Raw genomic sequence first — 25,818 nt, 5'->3', positions numbered from 1 at the left:
GGAGCCCGCGATGTCCCTTGACGACTTCGAGCGTTATCCCCTGCTGTTCGGCCCCAGCCCGGTGCACCCGTTGGACCGGCTCAGCGACCACCTCGGCGGTGCGCGCGTCTGGGCCAAGCGGGAGGACTGCAACGCCGGTCTCGCCTACGGCGGCAACAAGACCCGCAAGCTGGAGTACCTGCTTCCCGACGCCCTCCGGCAGGGCGCGGACACGCTCGTCAGCATCGGCGGCGTGCAGTCCAACCACACGCGGCAGGTGGCGGCCGTGGCCGCCCGAGCCGGCCTGAAGGCGGTCCTGATCCAGGAGAGCTGGGTGGACTGGCCCGACGCGGTCAACGACAAGGTCGGCAACATCCTGCTGTCCCGCATCATGGGCGCCGACGTGCGGCTGGTCCAGGCGGGCTTCGGCATCGGCGTGAAGGACAGCTGGCGCCAGGCGCTGGACGACGTACGGGCTGCGGGCGGCACACCGTACGCCATTCCGGCCGGCGGTTCGGACCATCCGCTCGGCGGCCTCGGATTCGCGGACTGGGCGCGCGAAGTGCGGCGACAGGAACAGGAGTTGGGCGTCTTCTTCGACACCGTCGTGGTGTGCAGCGTCACCGGCAGTACCCAGGCCGGCATGATCGCCGGGTTCGCGGGCCAGGACCGGCCCCGGCGGGTTCTGGGCATCGACGCGTCGGCGAAGCTCACCGAGACCCGCGACCAGGTGGCGAGGATCGCCCGTGGCACCGCCGAACTCATCGGCCTGGGGCGAGAGTTGAAGGACGACGAGATCACCGTCCTGGAAGGCTGGGCCGGAGACCTCTACGGCGTACCCGTGGCGTCCACGGTGGACGCCATCAAACTCACCGGCCGGCTCGAAGGTATGATCATCGACCCGGTCTACGAGGGGAAGTCCATGGCCGGGCTCATCGATCTGGTGCGCGGCGGCGAGATCTCCAAGGGGTCCAACGTCCTGTACGCGCACCTCGGCGGCCAGCCCGCACTCAACGCCTACAGCGGCATCTTCCGCTGACGCCCCGCGGCTCCCCGCCGGTCCGGGGCAGCCGGGCCCCGGACCGGGGGCGGCCGGCCCCCGGCCAGGGGCACCTGCCCGATTCGCCCCTGGCGCGCGAGCGGCCGTCCCGACCCTCCTAGGCTGGGCCCCATGCCCACGCCACCCCCATATGCCCTCGCGCACGCCTGCGCATACTCCCTCGTCGCCACAGACCTGGACGGCACCCTGCTGCGCCCGGACGACACCGTGAGCGCCCGGTCCCGCGCCGCGCTCGCCCTCGCCGCCGCCGCGGGAGCCCGGCATCTGATCGTCACCGGGCGGCCGGTGCCCGGGATACGGGCGTTGCTCGCGGACCTGGCGTACACCGGGCTCGTCGTCTGCGGGCAGGGCACCCAGCTGTACGAGGCCGGGGCGAGCGGCGGGCGGCTGCTGCGGTCCGCCGCCCTGGACCGCGAGGCCGCCGACACCGCGCTCGGGAAGATTGAGGCGGAGGTCGGGGCGGTGTTCGCCGCCGTGGACCAGGACGGCGTGGACGGGGTGACCCTGATCGAGGCCGGGTACCGGATGCCGAACCCGGCGCTTCCCGCCCAACCCGTCGGCTCCCGGGCCGCGTTGTGGGAGCGACCCGTGATCAAGGTGCTGGTGCGCCATCCGGATCTGGGCGACGACGAGCTGGCCGCCGCCGCACGCGGGGCCGTGGGCGATCTGGCGACGGTGACCGTGGCGGGGCCGGGCACGGTGGAGCTGGCTCCGCGCGGGGTGGACAAGGGGGCGGGGCTGGCGGTGGCCGCCGAGCTGCTGGGGGTCGGGGCGGAGCGGATCGTCGCGTTCGGGGACATGCCCAACGACCTGCCGATGTTCGCCGGTTCGGGCCACCGGGTGGCCATGGGCAACGCGCATCCGGAGCTGCGCGCGGCGGCCGACGAGGTGACCCTGTCGAACGCGGAGGACGGGGTCGCGGTGGTCCTGGAGCGCCTGTTCGGCATATCCGCCGGGCAGTCGGGCACGGAGTCGGGCACGGAGTCGCGCCCGGGCACTAGCTTGGTCTAGACCAAGCGCGGTACGCTTCCGTCGCCAGCCGTGACAGCCCCACCGTCACGGCACGGCAGCTTGACATGCGCATGTCTGCCCCGTTGCCGCGCGGGCAGGCACGGACCCCCACAGAGGAGTTGTCATGAAAAGCAAGAGGCTCTTAGCCGTCGCCATCGGCGCGGGAATCGCCCCGCTCCTGGCCGTCAGCCTGCCGGCCGGCAGCGCGAGCGCACACGGCTACATCTCATCGCCCCCCAGCCGACAGGCCCAGTGCGCCGCCGGCACGGTCTCCTGTGGTGCCATCAAGTACGAGCCGCAGAGCGTCGAGGGCCCCAAGGGACTGACGAGTTGCAGCGGAGGGAACGCCGGCTTCGCCGAGCTCAACAATGACAGCAAGGGCTGGAAGGTCACCCCGGTCGGCCGCTCGACCAGCTTCAACTGGCGGCTGACGGCCCGGCACGCCACCAGCACCTGGCAGTACTACGCCGGTGGCCAGAAGATCGCGGAGTTCAACGACGGCGGTGCCCAGCCGGGCGCCACCGTCACGCACCAGGTGAACTTCGGCGGCCTGTCCGGCAAGCAGAAGGTGCTGGCCGTGTGGAACATCGCCGACACGGCCAACGCCTTCTACGCCTGCGTGGACGTGAACGTGAGCTGACGCGGTACCGCACCACCCGGCCCCGCCGGGACGAACCGGACCTGTCCGGGGTCCCGGAGCGCGCCGGCCGCGGTCGCGAGGAAGCCGCCCTCGCGACCGCGGTCGCCGGTACCCCGGGCAGGGCCTCCGTAGGCAGGCCGGCCCCACCGGCCACCCCATCGAGATGAGATCCCATGAACCGACACCGCCTCACCGCCCGCGCGGCCGTCGTGGCCCTGCTCGCCACCGGCCTCGCCACCTCCCCGGCCCTCGCGGCCCCCGCCGCCCCCACCACGGCGAAGGCCCGCGTCGGCGCCGACTGGGCGAAGCAGTCGATCACCTTCACCGCTGCGGCGGGTCAGGCCAACGACCTCCACGTGGTCCCCATGGACCGGGGCGACGGGGTCCGGCGGATCGGCTTCCGGGACTCCGTCCCCCTCCAGCCCGGCGACCACTGCACCTACCTCACCCCCGGGGACGAGACGTACGTCGTCTGCGAGCTGCCCACCGACAGCTCCCGGCCGGACCGGATCGACGTCTTCCTCGGCGACGGTGACGACGAGATCGCCACCAGTGACCCCGGGGTCGCCACCGTCAGCGGCGGCCCCGGTGACGACATGCTGCACGCGCACACCGCGCACACCGTGCGGGGAGACGCCGGGAACGACATGGTCATGGGGCGCGTGGTCCTGGACGGCGGCGACGGCATGGACCACCTGATGCCCGTCGACGGCGACCAGCTGCTCCGGGGCGGCAAGGGCGACGACATGATCGAGGCGTACGACGGTAACGACCTCGTGTACGCGGGCCCCGGCGACGACCACGTCATGGGCGGGGACGGCGACGACATCCTGCTCGGCGGCTCGGGCGACGACATGCTGCACGGCGAGGGCGGCGACGACCTGATCAGCGGCGGACCGGGGAAGGACATGGTCGAAGGCGGCCCGGGCCGCGACATCGTTCTCCGGTAGCCGGAGCCGGTCCCCAGGGCCGAGAGCCTCAGGGACCCGGTGCCGGCACCGGACCGGGTCCCGGGTCCCGGTCCGGGACCCGTGGCTCAGCCCTGGGGCGGGTTGAGCATGCGGAAGTAGGTCCAGCTGGTCTCGTTCGGCTCGCTCCACTCCTCCGGGGCGTGGGCGAACTCCGGGTGGTGGGCGGCGATGTGGGCGCGGGTGCGCTCGGGGACCTCGGTGTACGCGCCGAGCTTGCGGCCCCGGCAGTGGAAGGTGAGACCGCCGGGCCGCTGCCCCCGGGCCATCCACGGGAGCCACGGCGACATCCGGCTCCACGACATGGTGGCCGGGACACTGGGCGACGGGCCCGCCAGGTCGGCGCGGTCGGCGAAGAACTGGAAGAGCTCCAGGGCCTTGTACGTGTCCCCCGCCGAGTGCACCGGGTACTGGGCCACCGGCAGCGGGGACGGGTAGGCGAGCGGGATCTCCAGGCTGAAGCAGACCTGATCCCCGAGGTCGGTCGCCGGGATCGGGAAGGGACGCCACTTCTGGTTCGCCGGGTCGTTCCAGACGTGCACCACCGGCAGGTCCTGCCAGGTCTCCAGGATCTCGCGGCTGACGGGGTCGAGGTAGAACGCGGCCTCACGGGTGAGCAGTTGGTAAGCGTCCGGCCCGGCCTCCACGTCCTGGACCAGACGGGAGACATTGAGTCCCTCGAAACCGAAGATCCGCCGGTAGGGCTCATCGGGGGCCCAGGAGTACACGTCTCCGGACCACCAGTACGTGACCTCCTCGCCGTCGAGGGAGGCGCGGGTGCGGGCGAAGGAACGTAGCAGTTCGGCGGGTGTCGTCATACGGACCACTCTGCGCGACCGGCGCGGTCGGCGTGCCGGTACCGGCGGGAATCAGCCCGGCGCTTCCGGAAGGTGGCCCGTGATGTCCTGCTCGGTCCACAGCACCTTGCCGTCCGGCCCGTGGCGGGCTCCCCAGTGGGAGGCGAGCCGGGAGACGATGAACAGCCCCCGGCCGCCCTCGTCGACGGTCCGGGCGTGCCGCAGGCTCGGGGCGGCCGGGGAGCCGTCGTGGACCTCGCAGGTCAGCGTGGAGTCCAGCAGGAGGCGCAGCCGCAGCGGCGGAGTCCCGTAGAGGACGGCGTTGGTGACCAGCTCGCTGACGATCAGCTCCGTCGCCTCGACGATGTCCTCGTCCAGACCCCAGCCCTGGAGCCGGTCGCGTACGAGCACCCGGGCAGTGGCGGGCGTCGTGGGGTCCTGGGCCAGGTCCCAGGTGGCGACCAGATGGTCGGAGACCGTACCCGTACGGGCCAGGAGCAGGGCCGCACCGGCGGCGCGGGCGCCGTCCGGCAGCGTGTACACGATGTCGTCGCCCAGTTGCTGGAGGCTTCGGCCCGGCCGGGCGAGGGCCTCGGTGACACGTTCGGCGGCGCCGTCGCCGGAGAGCAGATCGGTGGTGCAGAACGCGAGGAGGCTGCCCACCTCCAGGGTGACGGTGGCGGGGGCGAAGAGAGCGCTGTCGGTGGAGAACAGTCCGGGCCCTTCCGGCACGTCGAGGACGACCGCCCGTCCGTCGGGGCCGACGATCAGCGGCGCGGGGTGACCGGCGCGCGCGATGGTGCAGGTGCGGGTGAACGGGTCGTAGACCCCGTACACGCAGCCCGCGCTCAGGAGTTCGCCCTGGAGGGCGTCGGCCGGAGGCAGCGCGGCGCGTTCGTGGGCGAGGCGGTCCGCGGTGTCCTTGAGCCGGGCGAGGAGCTCCTCCGGATCCAGGTCGAGGCCCGCCAGCGCCTGGATGACCGTACGCAACTGGCCCATGGCGATGGCCGACTGGAGTCCCTCGCCCGCGACGCCGCCCACGACGAGCGCGGTGCGGGCGCCGGACAGGGCGATGGTGTCGAACCAGCAGCCGCTGTCCCGGCCGGGCAGCAGGACATGCGCTGTGTCGACGGCCGCCTGGTGCCGTTCGCCCTGCGGGAGCAGCCGCCGCTGGACCGTCGAGGCGATGACGTGTTCGCGCTCGTAGCGGCGGGCGTTGTCGATGCCGAGGGCCGCCCGGGTGGCCGCCGCGACGGCGAGGGAGACATCGTCCTCGTCGAAGGGCTCGGCCGCTCCGCGGCGGTAGAGGCTGACCAGCCCGAGAACCGCGCCCCGCAGGGTGAGGGGCACGACGATCAAGGTGTGAGCGCCGGTCTCGGCGACGGCGCGCGCCCCGTCGGAGTCGGTGGCCTGCCACGGGGTGTCGGGCCCGAGCGGAACGAGCCGGGCCCGCAGGTCGGTGGTGGCCAGCGCGTACGGGGTACGGGCGGGGAGGCGGCGGGTCACCCCCGCCGAGCCCGCCCGGGCGCCGTCCTCCCCCGCACCCTCCGCCGTGTCCCGGACGGCGTCGCACCGGCCGCTGGCGGCGCGGCGCAGCGGGGTGCCGGGCGGCAGCGGGCCCACCGGCGGGTCGGCGCCGCGCAGGACGTCGTCCACCACCTCGACGACGGCGAGGTCGGCGAACCCGGGCACCAGGGCGTCCGCGAAGGCGCGGCAGATGGCGGCGACGTCGAGGGAGCCGCCGACCGCGTCCCGCACGGCGGTGAGCGTGGCGTCCCGGGCGCGGGCCCGTTCCCGCTCGGTGACGTCGACGATCGCGGTCAGCAGGCCCAGGGCGGGGGCATCGGGACCGCCGGGGCCGTCGAGGCGGTAGGAGGAGACCAGGAACTCCCGGTCGCCGGGGATCCGGCGCAGCCGTCCGCGCACGAGGCGGTCGCGCGCCGGGCCCTCGCCGGCGAGCACCCGCTTCAGGAGTTGCTCGAGGCCTTCCGGGTCGTCGATCCGGAAGGCCTCGGTGAACCGGTGGCCGACGCGATCCTCGATCTCCACGCCCTCGACGAGCGAGTTGGCCCGTACCAGCCGCAGCTGCGGGTCGAGCACGATCAGGCCGAAGGCGGACTGGTGGAACAGGGCCGCCAACAGGGCCTCGTCCAGGTGGTCCGGCACGCCCCGGGGCGTTCCGGGCCCGGCCGGCGTCTCGGCGTCCGCCACGGCTCCACCCACCCTCCGGCTCCGGCGCACCGGAGCACCGGAGCCGGCACGCGCCGGACCAGCATCACCCGCCGCACCGGGCCCGGCCACCGGTGGACGGCGCAGGCGTGAACAGCGGGAGCGTGAAGGGCGGGAGCGTGAAGGGCGGGAGCGTGAAGGGCGGGAGCGTGAAGGGCGGGAGCGTGAAGGGCGGGAGCGTGAAGGGCGCAGGCGTGAAGGGAGGACGACGAAGAGGAGGAAGAGGACGACGCGGACACGGAGATCTGCCGCAGCTGCTCCTGCGCGGCTGCTCCGCCTCGGCTGCCCTGGCTGCTAGTACCCCGGCGCGCGCAGCGAGCGCAGGACGTGGTCCACCAGGGTGGCGATCGTCTTCTCGTTCTGGACGGGCTTGCGCAGCACATGGCGGTAGTAGACCGGTCCGTACAGCATCTCCACGGCCAGCGGGAGGTCCGCGCCGGGCGGGATCTGTCCCTGTTCCTGGGCGCTGCGCAGCCGGCCGATCGCTTCCTCGACACGCGGGTCGACCAGTTCCTCCCTCAGCCGCTGGGCCAGCAGGTCGTCGTGGTGCAGCTCGGAGAGGATGCCCGCGTAGGCGGGGCCGAACGGCGGGGCCGAGAGCAGTTTCACCGCGCCGGCGACATGGGCGCGCAGGTCGGCGCCGATGTCGCCGGTGTCCACGAACGGGGTGGCGTCGATCAGGGCGTCGGTGAACGCCTCCAGCAGCACCGCGCCCTTCGACGGCCACCAGCGGTAGATCGTCTTCTTGCTGACCCCGGCACCGGCCGCGATGGCCTCGATGGTGACGTGCCCATACCCCCGCTCCGTACAGAGATCGAGAGCGGACCGCAGGATCGCGCGGCGTGATCGTTCGCTACGGCGCACGCTGCTCGGCGATGTGATCATTCGGTGAGCATAGGACGGTTCCAGCCAATCTCTTGTTGACATCTCGTCGCCAAAGACCGAACAATACCCAGGCGGAAACGGAACGTGCCGTGTCGTGTCGTTCCCGTTGTCCGCACCGTTCGTGCCGTTGGTGCCGCGACGAGCCGATCGGGGGACGGCTCGCCCGGCCGACGGTGCGGACGGCCTCCCGCGATCAGATCCAGCCAGGAGACACGCTCTCGCGGGGTCACGCCGCCCGGGAGGCGTGACCGTACGGCCTCTCCCGGATCGTCTCTCAGGCCGTGATGTCCTTGGCCGTGAAGCGCGCCCAGGCCGCCGAGCCGAACACCGCGACGTACAGCCCCTGTAGTTGGATGTTCTTGATCAGGTCATCCCAGTGGACGGGTTCGCGCAGGACGTCCGCGAAGGACATCCAGTAGTGCGCGAACAGGTACGGGTGCACGCCGCTCAGCTGCGGAATGCTGTCCAGGATCTGCACCGTGATCAGCAGCCCGACCGTGGCCGCCATCGCCCCGATCCCGCTGCCGGTCAGCGTCGAGACGAACAGGCCGAGCGCGGCGAACCCGGTCAGGGAGACCGCGACGACCAGCGCCGTCAGTGCCGCCCGCACCAGCCCCTCGACGAAGCTGATCCGGGTCCCGGAGATCGTGGTGACCTCGCCCACCGGGAACAGCAGCGCACCCGCCGCCAGTGCGGACGCCGCCACGACCAGGGTCGCGACCAGGCAGAAGGCGAGGACGGAGGCGTACTTCACCAGCAGCAGCCGGGTCCGGCCCGCCGGGGCGACCAGCAGATAGCGCAGGGTTCCGCTGCTCGCCTCGCCCGCGATCGAGTCGCCCGCGACGACGCCGACGGCCATCGGCAGGAAGACCGGCAGGGTCGCGGCGAGGGCGGCGAAGACGAGGAACAGGCCGTTGTTGGTGACCTGGGCGAGGAACGCCGGGCCCGCCCCGCCGTCCGGGCCGCCCGACCCGCCACCGCCGCCGGCCGTCTCGATCCGGACCGCGATCCCGATGAGTACGGGTACGGCGGCGAGCACGCCGAGCAGGGCGTAGGTCCGGTGGCGGCGGAACAGCGTGGTGATCTCGGACCGGAGGAAGCCCAGCGTCCACATCGGATTGCGGGGACGCATCGGATCCTGCGGACCCGCCGGATCGTGCGGACCCGCCGGATCGTGGGGCCCCGCCGTCCCAGCCTCCGGCGCCGTCTCAGCCTGCGACATCGAATCCCTCTCCCGTGAGTGCGACGAAGGCGTCTTCCAACGAGCCCCGCTCGATGCCGAAGAACCGCACCCGCACCCCGCCGGACACCAGCGCCGCGTTGAGGTCGGCGAGGTCCACGGCGGCGGGCGGGGCGTCGGCGGTCAGCCGGTCGCCGTCGACGCTCAGGCCGGTGAGCCCGTGCTCGCGGAGGATGCGGGCGGCGTCCACGGGGTCGGGGGTGGTGACAGCGAGCCGGCCCCGGGCTCCCGCGGCGAGGTCGGCGACCGGGCCCTGGACGATCAGCCGGCCGCGGGCCATCACCGCCGCGTGCGTGCAGATCTGCTCGATCTCGTCCAGCAGATGGGAGGAGAGGAACACCGTGGTGCCCTCGGCGGCCAGCTCCCGGACCAGGGAACGGATCTCGCGCATACCCTGCGGATCGAGGCCGTTGGTCGGCTCGTCCAGGACCAGCAGCCGACGCGGCCGGAGCAGGGCGGCGGCGAGCCCGAGGCGCTGCTTCATGCCGAGGGAGTACGCCTTGGCCTTCTTCCCGGAGGCGGCGGCGAGCCCGACCCGCGCCAGGGCCTCGTCGACGCGGGCCGGGCGGGTGCGCGGGTCGGCGGTGGGGTCGGCCCGGTCGTAGCACAGGAGGTTTTCCCGGCCGTTGAGGAAGCCGTACAGCGCGGGCCCCTCGATCAGCGCGCCGACCTCCGGCAGCACCGTACGGGCGGCACCCGGCATCGGGCGGCCGAGCACCTCGGCGGTGCCGGACGTCGGGTCGACGAGGCCCATCAGCATCCGGATCGTGGTGGTCTTCCCGGAGCCGTTGGGGCCGAGGAAGCCGAAGACGCTGCCGCCGGGCACCGTCAGGTCGAGGCCGTCCACGGCGAGCTGCCCGCCCCGGTAGCGCTTGGTCAGACCACGGGTGCGAATGACCGGGCCGGTATCCTCCGCGCCTGCGGCGCCCGCAGCGCGCACAGCACCCGACGCGGCTTTCACGCCCGACGAACCCGCACTGCCCGACGCGGCCTTCACGCCCGCCGCACCCGACGTACCCGCGGAACCCGCCGCGGCTTTCACGCCCGCCACGCCCGCCGTGCGCGCTCCTGCCGGTCCAGTCGCCCCGGCCGGCTCCGCCGACCCTGCCGTCCCCGTCGTCATCCCGGTCGTACCTCTCCCGTCCGCACGGCTGGCAGCGCCCCTGCGGCACTGCCGCCCCGCCGCACGGTGTGCGACGGGGCGGATGTCCGGCGCCGGTCGTCCGGCACGGCGGGCGCCGGGGTGTCCTACTTGGCGGCGTCGGCGGCGCGGACCAGCGCGTCCTTCGTCACCGCTCCGACGTAGACCCTGCCGTCGTCCGTCAGCAGGGCGTTGACCAGGCGCGTCTTGAAGACCGTGCCCGAACCGAACTTCCCGGTGACCTTGTCGCCGAGCGCGTCGAGGAAGCCCTGCGCCTCGGCCGGGACGTCGCCCGAGCCGGCCGTGGGAAGGCCGGTGCCGCCGGGGATCCTGATCTCGGCGATCGAGGTCCAGCCCTTCCCGATGACGTTGAGGCCCTCGAAGCCGTCCAGCTCGGCCAGCTGCCCGGGGAGCGCCTTCTGCGCCGCGCCGTGCTCGTCCTTGCCGGTCTCCAGCTCGTCGGCCTCGGTCACCTCGGCGCCCTTGGGCGGGGTGAAGTCGAACGTGGACGCGGCGGGCCTGGAGAAGTCGACCTTGGTGAACCCGGCGTCGACCACGGCCTTGCCGCCGCTCGCCGCCGACAGGGTGAACTTCAGCGGTACGCCGTTCTCGGCGTCCACGGCGATGCGGACCGAGCCGATCGTCGAACCGGACTGCTTCGGCTTGATCAGCAGCTGGTACGCGTCCCGCCCGGCGACCTGCGCGGTGCCGTCCACGGTGACCGAGGTGGTGTCCCCGGCCGCCGCGAGCGCCTGCTCGGCGAAGTCCTTCGGGGTGGCCGGGGCGCCCTGGGGAGCCTTCGGGGCCTTCTCCGCGTGCCCACCGCCGTCCCGGCCCCCGGGAGCCTCGGCGTGGTACACCTCGTCGGACCGGCTGTCGTACGCCCAGACCTCGCCCTGGTTGTGGATGACGCTGTACTCGGAGGCGTCCCCGAGGATGGAGAGCTTCTGCCGCTCCGGGCCGTCGGCGGCCACTCGCAGCGTGTGCGTGCCGGACGTCAGCTCCATGAGCTTGTCCTGCGGGGCCGCCGCGCCGCCGTCCTTGTCCCCGCCCGTGCCCCCGCCGCCCGGCACGAGCGAACCCGCGAGGCCGTCGAGGGGCAGGCCCAGGTCGGTGCTGATCTTGAACGTGCCGGAGAGCTGCTCCTCGTCGGAGGCGGCGATCTTCTCGATGAGCCGCTGTGCGCTGATCTTCGGCAGGTCCGGGTCGCCGGTGCTGGCGAGCGCCGGGACGAGCCCGATGGTCGCGGCCGCCACCCCCGCGACCGCGACGGGGACGATGTAGCGCGCCGCCTTGCGGCGGCCCACGACAGTGCTCGTGGCCTCGCCGGTGGTCTCTGCGCTGTCGTTCGGTGCCATGGTGTGCCCTACCTCCGTGGTCGGCGGCTTCCGTTGTCAACCATCTGACCAAATCAGACGGGTCAAAGCGTCAGCCCGAGGAATCAACTCCACGTACTGCTCCGGTATGACAACCGGAAGGGGCGTGTACGTCATCCAGTAGGGGTAGGCCCCACCGGATGACGCGCCGTCAGTGTCCCGCGCGCCAGGGCAAGGGCACCAGGACACCAGGGCACCACGACGGGGCCTCAGGCGCCACGGCGGGGCCTCGGGGCGGGTCACCGCAACAGGCTCTCAGCCCGCGCGGTGCACCACGGCGTCGCACAGCTCCTCCAGCGCGGACTTCGCGTACCCCTCGGGCAGTGGCGCGAGCGTGGCGCGCGCCGCCTGGGCGTAGTGCACGGTGTCCTGGCGGGCCTGCTCCAGCGCCGGGTGGACGCGCAGCCGGCGCAGCACCTCGTCCAGGGCGGCGTCACCGCTCAGGTCGCCGTCGAGCAGCTCGACGAGCTCCAGGTCGTCGGGCTTGCCGTCGGCCGCCGCCTGGGCGCGCAGCCGCAGGACGGGGAGTGTCGCGATGCCCTCGCGCAGGTCGGTGCCGGGGGTCTTGCCGGACTCGTGGGAGTCGGAGGCGATGTCGAGGACGTCGTCGGCGAGCTGGAAGGCGATGCCGAGCCGCTCCCCGTACTGGGTGAGGACGTCCACGGTGCGTTCGTCGGCGCCGGACATCATCGCGCCGAAGCGGCCGGACACGGCGACCAGCGAGCCGGTCTTGCCGCTGAGGACGTCCAGGTAGTGGTCGACCGGGTCGCGGCCGTCGCCCGGGCCCGCGGTCTCCAGGATCTGGCCGGTGACGAGCCGTTCGAAGGCCTCCGCCTGGATACGGACGGCCTCGGGGCCGATGTCGGCCAGGATGTGGGAGGCGCGGGCGAAGAGGAAGTCGCCGGTGAGGACGGCGACGGAGTTACCCCAGCGGGTGTTGGCGCTGGGCACCCCGCGCCGTACGTCGGCCTCGTCCATCACGTCGTCGTGGTACAGCGTGGCCAGGTGGGTCAGCTCGACGACGACGGCGGAGGGGACGACTCCCGGCGCGTCGGGATCACCGAACTGTGACGCGAGCATGACCAGCAAGGGGCGGAACCTCTTGCCCCCGGCCCGCACCAGGTGCTGGGCGGCCTCCGTGATGAACGGGACATCGCTCTTGGTGGCTTCGAGCAGTCCCGCCTCGACAGCGGCCAGGCCCGACTGGACATCGGCCTCAAGAGCCTGGTCCCGCACGTGCAGTCCGAACGGCCCGACGACGGTCACGAGGGCATCTCCTGTCTGCTGACGATCACACGCAATGTCGATGTGTCGCTGTCTCTCCTAGCGACTTCAGCGTATCCGGTCCGCTATGGATCACCGTGGGCGGCTTCCCATGACCGCCGGTATGTTCGGGATCAGCTCATACGATCAGGAGTCCCCGTTTTGTCCCACAGCACCGCCGGCACCGAGCCGGCCAAGCCCCCGCCCGAGGACGACCACGCCTTCTTCGGGCAGCCGCGGGGCCTGATGACCCTGTCCGGCCTGGAGGTCTGGGAGCGGTTCTCGTTCCTGGGCATGCAGGCCATCCTGGTGCTGTTCTTCGCCGACACGGTGGCCAACGGCGGCATGGACATGGACCCCGGCACCGCGGCCTCCGTCTCCGCCGCCTACGGGACGCTGGTCTATCTGGTGTCCGTGGCGGGCGGCTGGCTGGCCGACCGGATCCTCGGCTCGTACCGGGCCGTACTGTACGGCGGCATCCTCATCGCGTGCGGCCACTACTGCATGGCCGTTCCCACCGACACGATGACCTGGGTGGGCCTCGGTCTGATCAGCGCCGGAACGGGCCTGCTCAAGCCCAACGTCGCCTCCATGGTCGGCAAGCTCTACCGCACCGACGACGAGCGGCGCGACGCCGGCTTCGCCCTCTACTACATGGGCATCAACATCGGCGCCTTCGCCGGACCGCTGGTCACCGGCTGGCTCGGCGACCACGTCAGCTGGCACTGGGGTTTCTCGGCCGCCGCGGTCGGCATGACCTTCGGCCTGATCCAGTACGTGGCGGGCCGCCGTCACCTGGCCGGGCGTAAGCACGCCGCCGAGTTCGCGCTGGCCCCCGACGCGATGCGCCGAGCGGTGCGGCTGATCATCGGCGGGGCGGTCCTGGTCGCCGTCGTCGCGACCGTCCTGGCGCTGGTGGGCTGGCTGACCATCGACCGGTTCGTGGACGTGCTCACGGTGATCTCGATCATCGCCCCGGTCACCTACTTCGTGGTGATGTTCCGGAGCCCCCGGGTCACCGCCGAGGAACGCGGCAGGCTCCGCCCGTACGTCGTGCTCTTCCTGGGCTCGGTCGTCTTCAACTTCATCCTGTTCCAGGCGTACTCGACGATGATCCTGCTCGCCTCGACCAACGCCCGCACCGAGATCCTCGGCTTCACCTTCCCGGCCAGTTGGTACGCCTCCGCGCTCGGCGCCTTCGAGGTCGCGCTCGCCCCGGCGGTGGCCGCCACCTGGGTCAGGATGGGCAAGCGCCAGCCGCACGCCTCCAACAAGATCGCCTTCGGCGTGATCCTCGGCGGGCTCTCCTTCCTGCTGATGGTCCTGCCGACGTCCGGACACGCGGACGACACCTACAAGATGGCCGCCTGGTGGATCGTCGGCTCCTACCTGCTGCTCGGACTCGGCGACGTCCTGCTGGAGACCTCCGGCCTCTCCGCCAGCAGCAAGCTCGCCCCGAAGGCCTTCGCCAGCCAGACGATGGCCCTGTGGTTCCTGTCGCTGGCCGTCGCCAACGGCATCCAGGCCCAGATCGTGAAGCTCTACGGCGAGGTCTCCAACCCGGCGTACTTCGGCGTCAACGGAGCGATCGCGGTGGCGACCGGCATCGCGATGATCATCGCCGCCCCCTGGCTGAAACGCACGATGCACCCCGTCCACTGAGCGCCGTCCACTGAGCGCGCCCCTTCGCACCCGTCGTCGTACACCGCGCCCCGTCCACCGAGCGCCCCTTCGCACCCGCCGTCGTACACCGCGCCCCTTCGCATCGCACCCGTCGTCGTACATCGAGGTGACCCATGAACATCACGACCGAGTTCCCGTACGAGACCACCCGCGAGGACGTCTTCATCCCGCTGTCCGACGGCACCCGGCTCTACGCCCGGATCTGGCGGCCGCTGACCGACGAACCGGTCCCCGCGCTGCTGGAGTACCTGCCCTACCGGCTCAGCGACTGGACCGCGCCCCGCGACTGGCAGCGCCACCCCTGGTACGCGGGCCACGGCTACGCCTCCGTACGGGTCGACGTCCGCGGCCACGGCAACAGCGGGGGGCTGCCCGGCGACGAGTACGACGCCCAGGAACTCCAGGACGGGGTCGCCGTCATCCACTGGCTGGCCCAGCAGGAGTGGTGCTCCGGCCGGGTCGGGATGTTCGGCATCTCCTGGGGCGGCTTCAACTCGCTCCAGATCGCCGCGCTCGCCCCCGAGCCGCTGAAGGCGATCGTCACGGTCTGCTCGACCGACGACCGCTACGACAACGACGTCCACTACATGGGCGGCTCCGTCCTCGCCGTGGACATGCACGCCTGGGCCGCCACCATGCTCGCCTTCGTCTGCCGGCCGCCGGACCCCGCGCAGGTCGGCGACGACTGGCGGGAGATGTGGCTGAAGCGGCTGGAGGCCGTCGACCCCTTCATCCACACCTGGCTGGCCCACCAGAGCCGCGACGACTACTGGAAGCACGGCAGCGTCTGCGAGGACTACGGCGCGATCAGGGCGAAGGTCCTCGCCGTCGGCGGCTGGCACGACCCGTACCGCGACACCGTCCTGCGGCTGGTGGAGCACCTGGACCCGGACCAGGTGCGCGGGCTGATCGGCCCCTGGTCGCACCAGTACCCCGACCGGGGGCTGCCGCCGGGGCCCGGGATCGGCTTCCTCCAGGAGACGCTGCGCTGGTGGGACCAGCACCTCAAGGGCCAGGAGACGGGCGTGATGCGGGAGCCGCTGCTGCGGTCCTGGATCAGCGGCTCGCACCCGCCCGCCACGGTGTACGAGACGCTGCCCGGCCGCTGGGTCGGGGACGCGAGCTGGCCCTCGGAGAACGTCTCCCCGGTGGCGTACGCCCTCCAGGGCGGCGAACGGATCGTCGCCTCGCCGCAGCAGACCGGTATGGACGCGGGCCGCTTCTTCCCGTTCGGCAACGACGCGGACCTGCCGCCGGACCAGCGCGACGAGGACGCGAAGTCGGTGTCCTTCGAATTCCCCGTCGCGGACACGCCGATCGAGATCCTCGGCCGCCCCCGGGTGAAGCTCCGCATCCGGATGGACGTCCCGCGTGGCCAGGCCATCGCCCGGCTCAGCGACATCGCGCCCGACGGCTCCTCCACCCTGGTCACCCGGGGCGTCCTCAACCTCGCGGCCCGGCACGGCCGCGACCGCACCGACGACTGGCCCCCCGGCGAGAGGGAGGACGTCGTCTTCGACCTCAACGGCATCGGGCACACCTTCCCGCCCGGCCACCGCATCCGGATCGCCGTCTCCTCCTCGTACTGGCCCTGGATCTGGCCGCAGGCCGGCTCGGCGGGCTTCACCCTGGAGGCGGAGGGCAGCTTCGTCGAACTCCCGGTGCGCCGCCACACCGAGGACCCGGCGATCACCTTCGGGGAGCCCGAGCAGTCCGAACCGCTCGGTGTGGTCCACCCGGTCACCCTGGAGGAGCCGCGCCCCGAACGCCTCGTCGTCCGGGACGTCGCCAAGGGCGAGTGGCGTATGGAGGTCGACCCCCGCTACGGCGGTACGCGGGTCTACCCCGACGGCCTCGAATTCACCGAGGACGCCCTGGAGACGTACACCATCCAGCAGGACGACCCGCTCTCCGCGCGGACCCGCTCCGACTGGCGGATCCGGCTGCACCGCCCGGAGGCCGCCTGGGACGCAGAGATCGAGACCCGCTCCGAGATCGCCGCCGACGAACACGACTTCATCACCTCCAACGAGGTGATCTGCAAGGACGGCGAGGAGGTCGTCTTCCACCGCACCTGGGAGAAGCGCATCCCGCGCACGGCCGGCTGAGCGGCCTCCCTGTCTCACCGTCGGGTCCCCCGGATTTCCGGGGGACCCGACGAACTTTCCGGGCAATGCGCACAGTTGGGGATAGTCAGGGCACTGCCGCTGGGTAGGAGCACCGACGTAACGTGTCCTCCACGCGACCTGGAAAGCGAGGCAGCACCACATGCCCGAGCAGAGCAGCCCGCTCGATCTGGCCGAGGGCGACCCCTTCGGCCCGCACAACCTTCCGTACGGTGTGTTCTCCACCCCCGACCACCCCGACGACCACCGGGTCGGCGTCCGCATCGGCGACCACGTCCTGGACGCCGGGGCCGCCGCCCACGCGCTGGGCTCCCCCTACGCGGGGCTGCTCGCGCAGCCGAGCCTGACGCCGCTGCTCGCGGCGGGCCGCACCGCCTGGCGGGACGTGCGCCGCGCGCTCACCGCCTGGCTGACCGTCCCCGCCCACCGCGCGGACATCGAGCCACTGCTGCACCCGGTGGACGCGGTGACCCTGCACCTGCCGTACGAGGTCGCGGACTACGTCGACTTCTACGCCAGCGAGCACCACGCCACCAACGTCGGGCAGATCTTCCGGCCGGACGGCGACGCGCTCACCCCCAACTGGAAGCATCTCCCGATCGGTTACCACGGCCGATCCGGCACCGTCGTGGTCTCCGGCACCGACGTGGTGCGCCCCAGCGGCCAGCGCAAGGCCCCCGCCGACCCGGCCCCCGTATTCGGGCCTTCGGTGAAGCTCGACATCGAGGCCGAGGTCGGCTTCGTCGTCGGCGTCCCCTCCGCGCACGGCACTCCGGTGCCGCTGGCCGACTTCCGCGAGCACGTCTTCGGCCTCTCGCTCCTCAACGACTGGTCCGCCCGCGACCTCCAGGCCTGGGAGTACGTGCCGCTCGGCCCGTTCCTCGGCAAGTCCTTCGCCACCTCCGTCTCCGCCTGGGTCACCCCGCTGGAGGCCCTGGACGCCGCCCGCACCGCGCCCCCGGCCCGCGACGTCCCCCTGCTCCCCTACCTCGACGACGCGGCGGAGGAGGAGCCGGGAGCCTTCGACATCCGGATCACCGTGGAGATCAACGGCCGGGTCGTCGCCGAGCCGCCATTCGCCTCGATGTACTGGACGGCCGCCCAGCAGCTCGCCCATATGACGGTGAACGGCGCGTCGCTGCGCACCGGCGACCTGTACGGCTCCGGCACCGTCAGCGGCCCCGAGCCCGCCCAGCGCGGCTCGCTCCTGGAGCTGACCTGGAACGGCCGCGACGCGCTCGAACTCCCCGAGGGCAAGCGGACGTTCCTGGAGGACGGCGACACGGTCACGCTGACCGCCTGGGCCCCCGGCCCGCACGGCACCCGCGTGGGCCTCGGCGACGTGACCGGAAGGATCGTCACCGCGCCATGACGCCCGACACCCCCGCGCTGACGCTGCCGGAGGAACTGATCCTGCTCGCCCTGGACCCGGAACGGGGCAAGCCGGCCTGCGAGGCCCGCGTTCTGGCGTACGGGGCCGCCGGGGCCGTCCTCGCGGAGCTGGAGATCCAGGGCCGGATACGGGAGGAGCGCGGCCGGGTCCAGGTGGTGAACCCGCTGGACCCGGCCGATCCGATCCTCGCCGCCCTGCTCCGGACCCTGGTCCCGCCGGCCAAGGGCCGCCGCCCCGGGGTCCGTGCCCGGCGATGGGTGGGCGACTTCGACCGGCAGGTGCGGGAGCAGTACCTGGACTCCCTGGTCGAGCGCTCCGTCCTGCGCCGGCGGACCCGTCGTTTCCTCGGCCTGTTCCCGAGCCACCGCCACTTCCCGGGAGACCCGGGACTCATACCGGGTCTCCGCAAACGGTTCGAGGCGGCCGAGGCAGCGGGCTACCCGGCCCCCCGGGACAAGACGCTCGCCGCTCTGGTCTCGGCGATCGGCCTCGCCCGCGCCCTCAGCGGCGACGGCCGCTCGGGCCGGACCGCGATGAGGGTGCTGCGCCGCTCACAGTGGGCCGCCGTGGCCGTCCACTGGAACGTGAAGCGGCACGAGTCCGGGGGCAGCGGGGGCGGGGACGGCGGAAGCTGGAGCGACGGCGACACCGGGGGCGGAGGCGGCTGCGGAGGGGGCGGCGGGGACTAGAGGGTGCGGTGCCGGGAGCGCCCCTCCACGGAGAAGTGCTCCCGGAAGCTTTGGCCATGGATATTCTCCGGTGTATGTCGAATCAGTCTGTGGCGGCCGGAGTCGGTCTCGCCGGTGTGATGGCGCACTGCGGCGGAAACCCGCTCGGCGCGGTGGAGTTGCTGGTGGATGCGGTCTCCGCCTCTCCGGGGGCCCCGGAGCCCTACGCGGCCCTCGCCGAGCTGTGGCGACACCGACGCCCGGAGCTGGAGAAGGGCCTCCGAGGGGACGGTTCCCTCGGTTCCGTCCTGGCTCAGGCCTACTTCCAGTTCCTCGAAGGGGCCATGGACGACGCGGCCATGTCCCTGGGTTCGGTGGTGGGCGCGCGGCCCGATGTGGCATGGGGCGCGGCGCCCTGGTTCGGCGACGAGCGGTTCCTCGGCACGGTGAGCGCCGAGGCGCTGGCCGAGGCGTGTCTGCGGACGCTGGACTTCGGCCATGACCTGGACACCGACGGGACCCGTGAGCGGTTCGCGCCCTGGTTCCATGCGATCGAGGTGGTCTCCGAACGGTCCCCCGTTCCGGAGTCGCTGGCCTCCATGGCCCGCCTGCCCCGGGCCTGCGGTCGCTACGAACTGTCCTTCGCCCTGTGCGACCGCGCCGACGCCGTCGAGCCGGTCATGTGGACCGCGGTCGCCCGGGGAGCCACCTGGCGCGTGATGGGCGACCTGGACCAAGCGGCGGCGGCCTTCACGAGCGCCGTGGCCCTGGACCCCGCCAACTGGTCCCTCTGCCTGGATCTGGCGGACATCCGCGCCGAGCAGGGGGACTTCACCGCAGCCGCGAGCCTTGTCGAACAGGGCCTGGAACACGAACCCGCCGAGGTCTCCCTGCGCGCCGCCCGCGCCGCCTACCGCACCCGACTGTCCGGCTCGTCCGAAGACCTGAAGACCCTGATCGCCCTGGCTCCGGAGCTCACGAGCACCACCTACCGGAATCTGCTGATCGACCACGCGTGCGCGGGACCGAAGCTGCCCCGGCTGCTTGTGGCCGAGGCCCGGCGCATCCGGAGCAGGTGAAAGCGTACAGGTCAGCGGCGCGAGAGGCGTTCACACGTTCGGGTCATCCGGATCCGGTTCCCGGCGGATACGCTGGTCGGGCCCGCGAGACTCCTCCCCATGGGAGCAATGATGAGCATCGAACCCGAGGCCTCCGAGCCGCGGTGGGCGGTCCCGCCCGAGGGCGGCTGGACCGCCGATGACCTGGACACACTCCCGAATCTGCCTCCGCACACGGAGCTGATCGACGGGAGCCTCGTCTTCGTGAGGCCACAGACCCTGTTCCCTTCACGGGCGGTCGACTTCTTCGAGTGGCAGCTTCAGTCCCTGGCCCCGCCCGAGCTGGAGGTCGTGCGCGAGTTCACCATCGACATCGACCGCTACAACCGGCCCGAGCCCGATGTGATCGTCATCGACGGTGACATCATCCAGGACCCGAACCAGACCCGGTTTCCCGCCGAGTCGGTGCGCCTCGCCATCGAGGTCGTGTCCCCCGAATCGCGGTCCCGCGACCGGGAGACCAAGCCCGTGAAGTACGCCCGCGCCGCCATCCCGCACTACTGGCGGGTGGAGAACCACGACGGGCGCGCCGTGGCCTACGTCTTCGAGCGGGAGCCGGCCACCGGCGCCTACACCTCGACGGGGATCTTCCACGACCGGATGAAGGTGTCGGTGCCCTTCGCCGTGGATCTGGACCTGACGGCGATCACGCCCCGTCGCCGGGCGGCGGATCTCGGGTAGATCCGCCGCTCCTCCGCCCCACCGCCCGGTACACCTCACTCGTACTCGGGCGGTTCCTCGTCCCAGCCGAACTCGGGGTCGCTGTGCTGCGGGGCCGGGGCGGCCGCACGAGCCGGGGCGGCCGGGGCTTGTGTGCGAGCCGGGGCCGGGCGCGACGGGGATGCGGGGGCAGCCGGCACGGCGGGGGCCGCCGTACGTGGTGCGGGCGCCGGGGCCGCCGGGGCGGGAGCTTCCGCCGCCGGCCCCGGGGACGTCTCCGCCAGGACCTCCAGCACGCCTTCCCCGTATGTCGCGAGCTTCTTCTCGCCCAGGCCGCTGACGCCGCCCAGCTCCGCGAGCGAGGCCGGGTGCAGCGTCGCGATCTCGCGGAGGGTCGCGTCATGGAAGATGACGTACGCCGGGACGCCCTGCTCCTTCGCCGTCGCCCCGCGCCAGGCGCGCAGCGCCTCGAAGACCGGGACGGCGGCCTCGGGGAGATCGGCGGCGACCGCCTTGCCCTTGGCGCCCTTGCCCGAGGGCGACGACGAGCGGGTCGTGGGCTTCTTGGGTTCCTTGCGGAGCAGCACGTCCCGCTCCCGCCCCAGGACCGTCGCGCTCTCGTCGGTCAGGACCAGCGTGCCGTACTCCCCCTCGACCGCGAGCAGCCCCTGGGCCAGCAGTTGGCGGACCACACCGCGCCACTCCGCCTCCGCCAGCTCCTCGCCGATACCGAAGACGGAGAGCTGGTCGTGGTCGAACTGGATGATCTTGGCGGTCTTGCGGCCCAGCAGGATGTCGATGATCTGGCCCGCGCCGAACTTCTGGTTCCGTTCGCGCTTCAGCCGCACCACCGTGGAGAGCAGCTTCTGTGAGACGACCGTGCCGTCCCAGGTCTCCGGCGCGGTCAGACAGGTGTCGCAGTTGCCGCAGGCGGGGGCCGTGGGCTCCTGGCCGAAGTAGGTCAGCAGCTGGGCCCGGCGGCACCGGACCGTCTCGCACAGGGCCAGCATCGAGTCCAGGTGGGAGGCGGCCCGGCGGCGGAACGCCTCGTCGCCCTCGCCGCCCTGGATGAGCTTGCGCTGCTGGACGACGTCCTGGAGCCCGTACGCCATCCAGGCCGTCGACGGCTCCCCGTCACGGCCCGCGCGGCCGGTCTCCTGGTAATACCCCTCGACGGACTTGGGAAGGTCGACGTGGGCGACGAAGCGGACGTCCGGCTTGTCGATGCCCATGCCGAAGGCGATCGTCGCGACGACGACGAGCCCCTCCTCGCGGAGGAAGCGCGCCTGGTGGGTGGCGCGCGTGGAGGCGTCCAGGCCCGCGTGGTACGGAACGGCCTCGACGCCGTTGCGGCAGAGGTACTCCGCGATCTTCTCGGTGGAGTTGCGCGAGAGGCAGTAGACGATGCCCGCGTCCCCGGCGTGCTCCTCCTTGAGGAAGGTGAGGAGCTGTTTCTTGGGCTCGGACTTCGGCACGATCCGGTACTGGATGTTCGGCCGGTCGAAGCTCGCGACGAAGTGCTTCGCGTCCGGCATACCGAGGCGGCGGGTGATCTCCTCGTGTGTGGCATGGGTCGCGGTCGCCGTGAGGGCGATGCGCGGCACGTCCGGCCAGCGCTCGCCGAGGACGGACAGGGCCAGATAGTCGGGGCGGAAGTCGTGGCCCCACTGGGCGACGCAGTGCGCCTCGTCGATCGCGAAGACGGAGATCTCGCCCCGGGCCAGCAGGGAGAGGGTGGAGTCCAGGCGGAGGCGCTCGGGGGCCAGGTAGAGCACGTCCAGCTCGCCCGCGAGGAACTGCGCCTCCATCGAGCGGCGCTCGTCGAAGTCCTGCGTGGAGTTCATGAAGCCGGCCCGGACGCCGAGCGCCCGCAGGGCGTCGACCTGGTCCTGCATGAGGGCGATCAGCGGGGAGACGACGATGCCGGTGCCCCGCCTGACCAGGGACGGGATCTGGTAGCAGAGGGACTTTCCGGCGCCGGTGGGCATGAGCACGACCGCGTCGCCGCCCGCCACCACATGCTCGATGACCGCGCCCTGCTCGCCGCGGAACGACTCGTACCCGAAGACGCGGTGCAGCGTCCGCCGCGCCTCGCTCTCGCCGCCCGTGTCGGTGCCGGTGTCGGTCACCGTCCCGGTGGTCTCATCCATGGTCACGCCCAATGCTCTGTCCCCCGAGGGTCCGCACGCCCGGCCCTGTCCGTCCTGCTCTCGTCCCCGTCCACGATAGGCGGAGCCAACGACAACGCCGGACGGTCTGTGGATAACCGGCCGTCCGGCGCTGCTGTCGTTCCCCGCCGCACGGGCTACCGCACGAACACTCCCGCCTGGCTCGCCAGGTCCAGGAAGTACTGCGGGGCCAGGCCCAGCACCAGGGTGACGGCGACGCCGACCGCGATCGTCGTCATGGTCAGCGGGGACGGGACGGCGACCGTGGGGCCGTCCGCCTTCGGCTCGCTGAAGAACATCAGGACGATCACCCGGATGTAGAAGAACGCCGCGACGGCCGAGGAGAGCACACCGACGACGACCAGCGCGCCGGCCCCGCCCTCGGCCGCCGCCTTGAACACCGCGAACTTGCCGGAGAACCCGGAGGTCAGCGGGATGCCCGCGAAGGCCAGCAGGAACAACGCGAAGACCGCGGCGACCAGCGGCGAGCGGCGGCCGAGCCCGGCCCACTTCGACAGGTGGGTGGCCTCGCCGCCCGCGTCCCGCACCAGCGTGACGACGGCGAACGCGCCGACCGTCACGAAGGAGTAGGCCAGCAGATAGAAGAGGACCGAGGAGATGCCCTCCGGGCTGGCCGCGATGACGCCCGCGAGGATGAAGCCCGCGTGCGCGATCGAGGAGTAGGCCAGCAGCCGCTTGATGTCGGTCTGGGTGATCGCGACGATCGCGCCGCCCAGCATCGTGATGATGGCCACGGCCCACATGACCGGCCGCAGGTCCCAGGTGAGCCCCGGCAGCGCCACGTACAGCAGGCGCAGCAGCGCGCCGAACGCGGCGACCTTCGTGGCGGCGGCCATGAAGCCGGTCACCGGGGTCGGGGCGCCCTGGTAGACGTCCGGGGTCCACATGTGGAACGGGACCGCGCCGACCTTGAAGAGCAGACCGGTCAGGATCATCGCGCCGCCGATGAGCAGCAGTGCGTCGTTGCCCATGGTGTCGGCGAGGGCCGGGTCGATCTCCAGGACCGAGCCGTCGACGACGTTGGCGATGTCCGCGTACCCGAGGGAGCCCGAGTAGCCGTAGAGGAGGGCGATCCCGAAGAGCAGGAACGCCGAGGAGAACGCGCCGAGCAGGAAGTACTTCACGGCCGCCTCCTGCGACATCAGCCGCTTGCGCCGGGCGAGGGCGCACAGGAGGTAGAGCGGGAGCGAGAAGACTTCCAGCGCGATGAAGAGGGTCAGCAGGTCGTTGGCGGCCGGGAAGACCAGCAGCCCCGCCACCGAGAAGAGCAGGAGCGGGAAGACCTCGGTGGTGGTGAACCCGGCCCGCACCGCGGCCTTCTCGCCCTCGCCGCCCGGTACGGACCCGGCCTGCGCGGCGAAGGAGTCGACGCGGTTGCCGTTGCTGCTGGGGTCGAGCCGGCGCTCGGCGAAGGTGAACACCGCCACCATGGCGACCAGGAGAATGGTGCCTTGGAGGAACAGGGTGGGGCCGTCGATCGCGATGGCGCCCATGGCCGCGATCTGGGCCTTCGTGGTGCCGTGTCCCCCGGCGGCGAGGACGACGATCGCGGCGAACGAGGCGGCGACCGCCACCACGGTCAGGACGAGCTGGGTGTGGTAGCGGGCCCGGCGCGGCACGAAGGCCTCCACCAGGATGCCCAGGACGGCGGCGACCACGATGATCAGGACCGGCATCAGCTGGGTGTACTCGATCTTCGGCATGGTGAACGAGTCGCCCGGTGCCGCCGATGTCACCCCGCTCGCCGTCGTCCACAGACTGTGGACAGCTGTTGCGCTCACTTGGCGGCCTCCACCTCGGGCTGGGGGTCCTTCTTCTGTACGTCGGACATGGTGTGCTCCACCGCCGGGTTGACGACCTCGGTGAGCGGCTTCGGGAAGACGCCCAGGAAGATCAGCACGGCGATCAGCGGAAGCGCGACCGCCAGCTCCCGGGCCCTGAGGTCCGGCATGGACCGGACCGATTCCCGCACCGGGCCGGTCATCGTGCGCTGGTAGAGGACCAGGACGTAGAGCGCGGCGAGCACGATGCCGGAGGTGGCGATGATGCCGGCCACCGGATACGCGCTGAACGTGCCGACGAGGACCAGGAACTCACTGACGAACGGGGCGAGTCCGGGCAGCGACAGGGTGGCGAGCCCGCCGATGAGGAACGTCCCGGCCAGCACGGGGGCGACCTTCTGCACCCCGCCGTAGTCCGCGATGAGCCGCGATCCGCGCCGGGTGATGAGGAATCCGGCGACCAGCAGCAGCGCGGCCGTCGAGATCCCGTGGTTGACCATGTAGAGCGTGGCGCCCGACTGGCCCTGGCTGGTCATCGCGAAGATGCCCAGGATGATGAAGCCGAAGTGCGAGATCGAGGCGTAGGCGATGAGCCTCTTGATGTCGCGCTGGCCGACCGCGAGCAGCGCCCCGTACACGATGGAGATCAGCGCCAGGGTGATGACCACCGGCGTCGCCCACTTGCTGGCCTCCGGGAAGAGTCCGAGGCAGAAGCGGAGCATCGCGAAGGTGCCGACCTTGTCGACGATCGCGGTGATCAGCACGGCGACCGGTGCGGTGGCCTCGCCCATCGCGTTGGGCAGCCAGGTGTGCAGCGGCCACAGTGGGGCCTTCACCGCGAAGGCGAGGAAGAACCCGAGGAACAGCCACCGCTCGGTGCTGGTCGCCATCTCCAGGGTGCCGTTGGCGCGGGCCTCGGTGATCTCGGAGAGCGAGAAGCTGCCCGCGACCACGTAGAGGCCGATGACCGCGGCCAGCATGATCAGACCGCCGGCCAGGTTGTAGAGGAGGAACTTGACCGCCGCGTACGACCGCTGGGTCGCGGCGTTCTCGTCGCTGCCCGCGTGGGCCCGGTCGCCGAAGCCGCCGATGAGGAAGTACATCGGGATGAGCATGGCTTCGAACAGGATGTAGAAGAGGAAGACGTCCGTGGCGACGAACGACAGGATCACCATGGCCTCGACCATGAGGATCAGGGCGAAGAAGCCCTGTGTGGGACGCCAGCGATACGGCTTCGTCTCGTTGGCGTCTCCCCTGCTCGAACGGGGTTGAGAGCTTGGGGACGGATCGGCGTCGTGCCAGCCGGCCACGATGACGAAGGGGATCAGCAGCGCGGTGAGGCCGAGGAGCGCCACTCCGATGCCGTCCACGCCCAGTTCGTAGCGGACGCCGAAGTCGGCGATCCAGGACCGGGACTCGGTGAGCTGGTAGCGGTCGCCGCCCGGTTCGAAGCGGAGGAAGACGACGGCCGCCAGGACGAGCGTGCCGAGCGAGAAGAGCAGCGCGAGCCATTTGGCCGCGGTGCGCCGCGCGGCGGGCACGGCGGCGGTGGCGATGGCGCCGATCGCCGGGAGCGCCGCCGTCGCGGTCAGGAGGGGAAAGGACATGTGA

General features: G+C 72.0%; 20 protein-coding genes. 10 read left to right on the top strand and 10 right to left on the bottom strand.

What is annotated here, in order from left to right; genetic code table 11:
- Positions 1-10: 10 nt before the first annotated feature.
- The 4 genes from ACZ60Q_RS19200 (at position 11) to ACZ60Q_RS19185 (ending at position 3,640) form a co-directional block, all read left to right on the top strand.
- Positions 11-1,018 carry a 1-aminocyclopropane-1-carboxylate deaminase gene (locus ACZ60Q_RS19200; RefSeq protein WP_469635667.1) on the top strand — a complete coding sequence of 336 codons (1,008 nt, stop codon included), beginning with the start codon at positions 11-13 and terminating at the stop codon, positions 1,016-1,018.
- 132 nt (positions 1,019-1,150) lie between these two features.
- Positions 1,151-2,050 carry an HAD family hydrolase gene (locus tag ACZ60Q_RS19195; protein ID WP_469635664.1) on the top strand — a complete coding sequence of 300 codons (900 nt, stop codon included), beginning with the start codon at positions 1,151-1,153 and terminating at the stop codon, positions 2,048-2,050.
- A 124-nt stretch (positions 2,051-2,174) separates the two neighbouring features.
- The gene (locus tag ACZ60Q_RS19190; protein ID WP_469635661.1) at positions 2,175-2,690 is read left to right on the top strand and encodes a lytic polysaccharide monooxygenase auxiliary activity family 9 protein; all 516 of its coding nucleotides are present in this window, start codon (positions 2,175-2,177) and stop codon (positions 2,688-2,690) included.
- Between the two features lie 173 nt (positions 2,691-2,863).
- The gene (locus ACZ60Q_RS19185) at positions 2,864-3,640 is read left to right on the top strand and encodes a calcium-binding protein (protein ID WP_469635658.1); all 777 of its coding nucleotides are present in this window, start codon (positions 2,864-2,866) and stop codon (positions 3,638-3,640) included.
- A gap of 86 nt (positions 3,641-3,726) precedes the next feature.
- Here ACZ60Q_RS19185 and ACZ60Q_RS19180 read toward each other — a convergent pair whose 3' ends face one another.
- The 7 genes from ACZ60Q_RS19180 to ACZ60Q_RS19150 form a co-directional block, all read right to left on the bottom strand.
- Positions 3,727-4,476 (bottom strand): DUF1838 family protein, encoded by a 750-nt coding sequence (locus ACZ60Q_RS19180; RefSeq protein ID WP_469635655.1) that lies wholly within the window; start codon positions 4,474-4,476, stop codon positions 3,727-3,729.
- A 51-nt stretch (positions 4,477-4,527) separates the two neighbouring features.
- Positions 4,528-6,666 carry an ATP-binding SpoIIE family protein phosphatase gene (locus ACZ60Q_RS19175; RefSeq protein WP_469635652.1) on the bottom strand — a complete coding sequence of 713 codons (2,139 nt, stop codon included), beginning with the start codon at positions 6,664-6,666 and terminating at the stop codon, positions 4,528-4,530.
- Between the two features lie 312 nt (positions 6,667-6,978).
- The gene (locus ACZ60Q_RS19170; protein WP_469635649.1) at positions 6,979-7,569 is read right to left on the bottom strand and encodes a TetR/AcrR family transcriptional regulator; all 591 of its coding nucleotides are present in this window, start codon (positions 7,567-7,569) and stop codon (positions 6,979-6,981) included.
- 274 nt (positions 7,570-7,843) lie between these two features.
- Positions 7,844-8,791 carry an ABC transporter permease gene (locus ACZ60Q_RS19165; RefSeq protein WP_469635646.1) on the bottom strand — a complete coding sequence of 316 codons (948 nt, stop codon included), beginning with the start codon at positions 8,789-8,791 and terminating at the stop codon, positions 7,844-7,846.
- On the bottom strand, positions 8,778-9,860 hold the full coding sequence (locus ACZ60Q_RS19160) for an ABC transporter ATP-binding protein (protein WP_469635643.1): 1,083 nt from the start codon (positions 9,858-9,860) through the stop codon (positions 8,778-8,780). The genes ACZ60Q_RS19165 and ACZ60Q_RS19160 overlap by 14 nt, the downstream gene beginning before the upstream one ends.
- 197 nt (positions 9,861-10,057) lie before the next feature.
- Positions 10,058-11,308, bottom strand: a complete 1,251-nt coding sequence (locus tag ACZ60Q_RS19155) for a LolA family protein (protein ID WP_469635640.1) — start codon at positions 11,306-11,308, stop codon at positions 10,058-10,060.
- 273 nt (positions 11,309-11,581) lie between these two features.
- Entirely contained in the window at positions 11,582-12,592 is a 1,011-nt protein-coding gene (locus ACZ60Q_RS19150; RefSeq protein WP_469635637.1) for a polyprenyl synthetase family protein, read from the bottom strand.
- A gap of 159 nt (positions 12,593-12,751) precedes the next feature.
- On the opposite strand from ACZ60Q_RS19150, the gene ACZ60Q_RS19145 reads away from it, so the two are divergent.
- The 6 genes from ACZ60Q_RS19145 to ACZ60Q_RS19120 all read left to right on the top strand — a co-directional run bounded on the left by ACZ60Q_RS19145 (position 12,752) and on the right by ACZ60Q_RS19120 (position 20,258).
- The gene (locus tag ACZ60Q_RS19145) at positions 12,752-14,251 is read left to right on the top strand and encodes a peptide MFS transporter (protein WP_469635634.1); all 1,500 of its coding nucleotides are present in this window, start codon (positions 12,752-12,754) and stop codon (positions 14,249-14,251) included.
- Between the two features lie 134 nt (positions 14,252-14,385).
- The gene (locus tag ACZ60Q_RS19140) at positions 14,386-16,380 is read left to right on the top strand and encodes a CocE/NonD family hydrolase (RefSeq protein WP_469635632.1); all 1,995 of its coding nucleotides are present in this window, start codon (positions 14,386-14,388) and stop codon (positions 16,378-16,380) included.
- A 160-nt stretch (positions 16,381-16,540) separates the two neighbouring features.
- Complete coding sequence (fahA, locus tag ACZ60Q_RS19135) at positions 16,541-17,770, top strand: fumarylacetoacetase (RefSeq protein WP_469635629.1); 1,230 nt, start codon at positions 16,541-16,543, stop codon at positions 17,768-17,770.
- The gene (locus ACZ60Q_RS19130) at positions 17,767-18,480 is read left to right on the top strand and encodes a GOLPH3/VPS74 family protein (protein ID WP_469635627.1); all 714 of its coding nucleotides are present in this window, start codon (positions 17,767-17,769) and stop codon (positions 18,478-18,480) included. Before fahA ends, ACZ60Q_RS19130 begins: the two co-directional genes overlap by 4 nt.
- 74 nt (positions 18,481-18,554) lie before the next feature.
- Positions 18,555-19,538: a tetratricopeptide repeat protein gene (locus ACZ60Q_RS19125; RefSeq protein ID WP_469635624.1), complete on the top strand. Its 984-nt coding sequence runs from the start codon at positions 18,555-18,557 to the stop codon at positions 19,536-19,538.
- A 111-nt stretch (positions 19,539-19,649) separates the two neighbouring features.
- Positions 19,650-20,258 carry a Uma2 family endonuclease gene (locus tag ACZ60Q_RS19120; RefSeq protein WP_469635621.1) on the top strand — a complete coding sequence of 203 codons (609 nt, stop codon included), beginning with the start codon at positions 19,650-19,652 and terminating at the stop codon, positions 20,256-20,258.
- 35 nt (positions 20,259-20,293) lie between these two features.
- Here the strand turns inward: ACZ60Q_RS19120 and recQ are convergent, their stop codons facing one another.
- The 3 genes from recQ to ACZ60Q_RS19105 form a co-directional block, all read right to left on the bottom strand.
- On the bottom strand, positions 20,294-22,387 hold the full coding sequence (recQ, locus tag ACZ60Q_RS19115; RefSeq protein WP_469635938.1) for a DNA helicase RecQ: 2,094 nt from the start codon (positions 22,385-22,387) through the stop codon (positions 20,294-20,296).
- A 155-nt stretch (positions 22,388-22,542) separates the two neighbouring features.
- On the bottom strand, positions 22,543-24,207 hold the full coding sequence (gene nuoN, locus ACZ60Q_RS19110) for an NADH-quinone oxidoreductase subunit NuoN (RefSeq protein ID WP_469635618.1): 1,665 nt from the start codon (positions 24,205-24,207) through the stop codon (positions 22,543-22,545).
- Positions 24,204-25,814, bottom strand: coding sequence for an NADH-quinone oxidoreductase subunit M (locus ACZ60Q_RS19105; RefSeq protein WP_469635616.1), 1,611 nt, complete (start codon positions 25,812-25,814; stop codon positions 24,204-24,206). The genes nuoN and ACZ60Q_RS19105 overlap by 4 nt, the downstream gene beginning before the upstream one ends.
- Between the last annotated feature and the right edge of the window lie 4 nt (positions 25,815-25,818).

It is taken from the genome of Streptomyces sp. NPDC104313 (genome assembly GCF_055583985.1).
The sequence above is the reverse complement of the archived record's forward strand: the minus strand, read 5'-3'. Positions and strand labels throughout refer to the sequence as shown.